Origin of the sequence: Spirulina sp. CCY15215, assembly GCF_016888125.1 — a bacterium.
GTDB lineage: Bacteria > Cyanobacteriota > Cyanobacteriia > Cyanobacteriales > Spirulinaceae > CCY15215.
Window position 1 is genome coordinate 1 of sequence record NZ_JACSWA010000458.1, and the last position, 3,902, is coordinate 3,902.

The 3,902-nt window shown below is 35.6% G+C and carries 6 protein-coding genes; 2 read left to right on the plus strand and 4 right to left on the minus strand.

The genetic code is table 11. The annotated features are described in order from the left end of the window. The coding region (locus tag JUI58_RS14655; protein ID WP_204104539.1) for a Uma2 family endonuclease at positions 1 to 199 on the plus strand (199 nt) is incomplete at its 5' end. Between the two features lie 20 nt (positions 200 to 219). On the opposite strand, the gene JUI58_RS14660 is transcribed toward JUI58_RS14655, so the two are convergent. From JUI58_RS14660 to JUI58_RS14675, 4 genes are read right to left on the minus strand one after another with little or no spacing between them, the layout of a single operon-like run. Next, positions 220 to 414, minus strand: coding sequence for a hypothetical protein (locus JUI58_RS14660; RefSeq protein WP_204104540.1), 195 nt, complete (start codon positions 412 to 414; stop codon positions 220 to 222). A 21-nt stretch (positions 415 to 435) separates the two neighbouring features. Beyond that, positions 436 to 960, minus strand: a complete 525-nt coding sequence (locus JUI58_RS14665) for a class I SAM-dependent methyltransferase (protein ID WP_204104541.1) — start codon at positions 958 to 960, stop codon at positions 436 to 438. A 46-nt stretch (positions 961 to 1,006) separates the two neighbouring features. Beyond that, a complete protein-coding gene (locus tag JUI58_RS14670) occupies positions 1,007 to 1,603 on the minus strand; it encodes a hypothetical protein (RefSeq protein ID WP_204104542.1) in 597 nt (198 codons plus the stop codon). Beyond that, positions 1,593 to 2,264: a glycosyltransferase gene (locus tag JUI58_RS14675; RefSeq protein WP_204104543.1), complete on the minus strand. Its 672-nt coding sequence runs from the start codon at positions 2,262 to 2,264 to the stop codon at positions 1,593 to 1,595. The genes JUI58_RS14670 and JUI58_RS14675 overlap by 11 nt, the downstream gene beginning before the upstream one ends. Positions 2,265 to 2,382: 118 nt before the next feature. Here JUI58_RS14675 and JUI58_RS14680 point away from each other — a divergent pair, with 118 nt between their 5' ends. After that, on the plus strand, positions 2,383 to 3,666 hold the full coding sequence (locus tag JUI58_RS14680; protein ID WP_204104544.1) for a class I SAM-dependent methyltransferase: 1,284 nt from the start codon (positions 2,383 to 2,385) through the stop codon (positions 3,664 to 3,666). Positions 3,667 to 3,902: the final 236 nt, after the last annotated feature.

Genomic DNA, 3,902 nt, shown 5'->3' on the forward strand with positions numbered 1-3,902 from the left:
TATCGGGAAAATTGTCTTTTGTTTGCAGCATGGTTCTCAGTTAGGATGGCTTGTTGAACCGCAAGATCGCTCGGTTACTATCTTTACCCGCGATCGCCTACCAGAAATCAAGTCGGGTGAGGAAATTTTACCCGTTTTAGACTGCTTAACAGATTGGCAATTATCTGCACGAGAATTGTTTGATTGGTTAGTCTTTTAAAGAAGAATTACAGTAATAATTTACAATAATATTTTCTCAGTTTGTGCGACTAATTTCTCAACACTAAAATTATCTACAATTCGTTCAAACCAATCATATTGACTTAAATCTAAATTAGAAGCACGCACTCCCCAAAAAATGCGAGTTTTAGGAAGAAAAAGTTTCAAAAATAATGCAATATCGAGAGAACGAATTAAAAATGCCAGCTTTTTCATTGTTTTTGAAACACATATTCATTACAGCCATGACCACCAGCACAAGTTTTTAAATATTGTAGTGTAAATTCTCGTTATTGAGATGAATAATCGACCGCCATTGGCCACTAAAGGAATGACATTTTCCAGAGCCTTCCACATCTGACCTGTATGATGCAATACCCCCCAAGAATAAACAATATCAAACTGTCCCAAAGCGGCTAAATAGTCCGTATCTAACACCGACCCACGTTCGATTGTCCATTGGGAATCGCGATCGCAATAGCAGTGTTTAAGTTCTTCCGTACAGGCGATCGAATCTGGGTCATAATCTAGGGAATGAACGCGACCTCCCAACCGACGCGCAGCTAAAGAAAATAACCCACTTTCCGAACCAATATCTAGAAATGTTTTCCCTTCCAAATCTGTAAGTCCTAATTTATCTTTGAGAGAATTTTCTGCTTCAATAATACGCTCTTCATTCAAAAGTGTTAAAAAGCATTTCCAGTTTTTACCAAACTCAAAACGTCGTCCTTGTTCGATTTCAGTTTTAAAAATTCGATCCATCTGCATACCCTTGATTTTCTTACAATCGACTATTTTATTCTGCAATTTAATTAATACTTTCAACAAATAAGTAATTAATTGCAGCCATCAGTTTCTCCAAATCTTCTAAAAGATAAGATTTCGTATTTTTCGTAAATGTTTCTTCTTTTAATTGTCCAAACTCCCATAGCTTACCGTTGGAAACAATACCAAATACTCTTTTTCCTGACTCATTATTTAACTTTTGAGCCGCCATGAGTTCTGCTAAACATTGCCCCCATCCCTCCTCAAAATTATCTTTTTTCGCTTCTACTAAAATTAAATAAGGTTTCTCTAAAATAATCTTTCCCCGAGGAGAACGTTTTGCTACAATATAATCAGGAATTCCAGATAAGTTTTCATCATAAGTTAGAGGTTGATGACTCCAAAGCATTAGGTTTTCCATATATTTCAACCAAATCTCCCTTAAAATAGGAGCAATAATGTTTTCACAGATTGCATATTCTGAGTTAAAAACAACTCCCTCTTTAAGGATTAAGTTAAATCGATTCAGAAAGTAAGAATCGATTTCAACATCATTTTCTTCAATAAATTTTTCCTCCATATAATTGAGGGAGAATTCTTGCAAAACATCAGAAATATTTTTGTAGTGATTAAAAGACATCTTTCTGGTTCTTATTATTCTTATTATAAATAATTTTACCCAAGGCGAAAAAGACTTGGAGGAGATGGTAAATATGACGAAGATGAAAACTAAAAATATTAAACTTTTGGAGTAAATGTATCGCCAACTTAAAATCTTTATTTTGCATCATTTTGATTGCCATTAAAACAGCAAAATAAACTTCTAAAAATCGAAAATAGTCGCTGCGAAAAATCTCTTTTTTTTGCAAAACTTGCTTTTCGAGTTCTAAGAACACATTTTCTAATGACTTCAAGGAAAAAACATCACGATGAACTTTTTCATAAGCAGCCTTTGCTAGTTCTTCTCGGATTGTATCATGAGTTAAATAAAATTTAACTTTTTCTAGCAACTCTTCAATATCGCTAAAATAATCAATCTCTTGTCCTACATAGAAATCAGTAGTGATAATAGCATGAGCAGATTGAGCTTGATAAATTGTTTGTGATGTGCTATATATTTCATCATCAAAACTCCAAACAACTAAGTCTATTTTTTCTGATAATTTTTTTAAGAACTCAGGAGTCAAGGCCATTGAATCATGATAGAATGAAGTCAGAACTAGACTTGACGAGCGATCGCAGTGAGAAATGCGATCAAGAATGCGATCGGGAATGAGCCAGAGAATTTGATGGATTTTCATAATGAAACTTTATTCAAATTAATTCTTCGCTCTCTCATGAAAATTTTCAGCAAACTACAAAAAAATTGCCATACTATATTTTGATTTAATTGAATACTACAACTTAGGAACATAAAAAATGAAACTAAAAGTCGTATTAGCTGATGAAGGTAAATTCCTCTCAGAGGATAATTCCATTGAATCTATTTGGTATGTGCGGTGTGACTTTGACGTGGTTTTAAATCGAGAAACTTATCTGGAGCAATTAAAATCTTTAGATATTCAAGAGGTAATCTTGTATGACAATAACGAAGATAATTATCATACAGATGATTCTAAGGAGGATAATTTTAGCAGTCCAGATGAATTGGAAACTGGAACATCGTGGTTGACTAATTTGCGATCGCTGCTCTTCCCTAACAAAATACCTAACAAAGATATATCTAACAAAGATATACCTTTGTCCAAACAGCAAAGCCCTCCCGAAAGATGGTTTATTCATACCTTGTGTGCTTTAAGCCTGTTCTATCGCTCTGCACAATATTTTAAAACCAGCTTACCTTATGAAGAAGGCAAGAAGCCTAGTAATGAGGAGATGGAAGATATTACCGCATGGGTAAAACAACTGAGCATTGATTTTTTCAATACAAAAATAGAACAACGAGTCTTGTCTCTTGAAGACGGGAATGCACATAAAAGGCAAATCAACGAGAGGTATATGAACATACTTAAAAATAACGGCTTTCTGGTCAAGGAAAAAGAAAAACCTCAAGCAGAAGTGCGCGAATTATTTGGCAGAGTTGGGTTAGGGGAAGACCTCATGATGAGAGTTCCTGCTCTTTCTGGCAATGAGGATTGGGTGTATTCTATAAATCGTCAGGGAGAAATGGTTGAAACGAGAGATTGGAAACTAGCATTTGCTCAATACCTTGCCCAAATGGAAGGAGATCCCTCTTATCTCGAGGTCGGTTCGGGAAGTGGTTTTGTCTCCCTTTATTTGAAAGGATTGGGAAAAGACGTTCGAGGGATGGAATTATCTGACTATCGGGTTGCGAGTGCAAAAATACTGGCAGAAGCCAAAGGAATTGAGATTGAATTTATTCAGGGTAGCCTTGAGAAACTGCCTTATCCAGATAACTCAATGGATATTGTATTTTCTTGTTTTGTTCTCGAGCAATGTCAAGAAATTCTCGAACAAGCGATCGCCGAATGCGTTCGCGTAGCCAAAGATTATTGCGTGTTTCTAGAGCCTTCAGTTGAACACTATGTCACTCTACCTTCTATTGTACATATCTCTGAACAGGGTCAGCCGATGGCCTTTGAGCCTATACTTTCAAAAACAGGCTACCCTTTTCGCGTAGAACGTCCTACCTTTTCTCATTACTATAACTCCGCTGCTATTTATATTGTAGAGAAAGGCTAGTTTGCTCAAGTGCGTAAATTTTACTCGCACTCCTAAAATTCTTGAATCTTGGAATCTTGTCGTTAAATATTAGATAGCTCTTTTTTTTAACCATCTTTTTAACCTGAAGGAAATATTTTTATATTGCTTATCGATCGCGGTTTGCACTTCTTCCCTCGAACATCCTATAAAGAAAGCGCTATAATCTCCTTGTTCTATCTTTTCAAGGCTAAACTCTCCTTCTCCTTGAGGAATAG